This is a genomic window from Rhizobium sp. BK212, from assembly GCF_014197475.1.
GTDB classification, from domain to species: Bacteria; Pseudomonadota; Alphaproteobacteria; order Rhizobiales; family Rhizobiaceae; genus Rhizobium; species Rhizobium anhuiense.
In genome coordinates this window covers 1-1,011 of the sequence record NZ_JACIFS010000029.1, presented here as the reverse complement: position 1 = coordinate 1,011, position 1,011 = coordinate 1, and the positions used below count along the sequence as shown (strand labels likewise).

Here is a 1,011-nt window from a genome sequence, read left to right as displayed (position 1 = left end):
GCCCGCATCCTGCTTGGCATTCGCCTCAGTTCTTGGTGACGAAGTCCTTGACGTTCTCAGGCGTGACGAGCTGGAAGGGAATATAGACCTTCTTGTCGACCTTTTCGCCCTTGGCAAGCTTCAGCGCCGCGTCGAGCGAGCCCTTGCCCTGGCCGGCGGCATCCTGGAACACGGTGACGTCAAGATCACCCGCCTGCATGGCGGCAAGCGCGTCCTGGGTGGCGTCGACGCCGCCGACGACGACCTTGGTCATATCCTTGCCGGCTGCCTTCAGCGCCTGGATGGCGCCGATCGCCATTTCGTCGTTGTTGGAGATGACGGCGTCGAATTCGATGCCGCTGGAGAGCCAGTTGGTCATCAGGTCGGCGCCCTGGGTGCGGTCCCAGTTGGCCGTCTGCTCTTCGACGATCTCCAGCCCCTTGCATTCATCCGTCTTGACGACGTCATGAATGTCCTGGGTGCGCATGCGCGCAGCCTGGTTGGAGAGCTCGCCCATGATCACCACGGCCTTGCCCTTGCCGCCGAGAATGCGGCAGATTTCCTTGGTTTCCAGCGTGCCGGATTCCTGCTCATTGGAGGCGACGAAAGCCTGCTTTTCCGGCAGCGTGTCGACATTGACCGGCTGACGGTTGACGTAAACCAACGGAATGCCGGCATCGGCCGCGAGCTTCGACATCGCCGTCGTCGCATCGGTATCGACAGGGTTGACGATGATCGCATCGACCTTGGAGGCGATGAAATTCTGGATCTGGCTCTGCTGCTTGGACACGTCGTTCTGTGCGTCTTCGACCTGCAGCGTCACACCGCTGAGTGTCTTTGCATAATCGGTCATGCCGTTGCGCAGAACCGTCAGGAAATTATCGTCGAACTTCGCCATCGAGACGCCGACGGTTTCTGCGTGAGCCGCCGTCGACATGACGAGCGCCATCGCAGTGCCCAGGATAAACTTTTTCATTTCACTTCCTCCACAAAGCGGTGCCCGGCTGCACCCTCCTCACGCCGGAGCTCCAG

Annotated in this window: 1 protein-coding gene; it reads right to left on the bottom strand. The window is 60.5% G+C overall.

The features are described 5' to 3' along the window. Positions 1–25 precede the first annotated feature (25 nt). A complete protein-coding gene (locus FHT79_RS31920; RefSeq protein WP_127431130.1) occupies positions 26–955 on the bottom strand; it encodes a sugar ABC transporter substrate-binding protein in 930 nt (309 codons plus the stop codon). Between the last annotated feature and the right edge of the window lie 56 nt (positions 956–1,011).

Bases quoted from the DNA above. Each gene is read 5' to 3' on its own strand.
- FHT79_RS31920 (WP_127431130.1), bottom strand. From the start codon at position 955: ATGAAAAAGTTTATCCTGGGCACTGCGATGGCGCTCGTCATGTCGACG.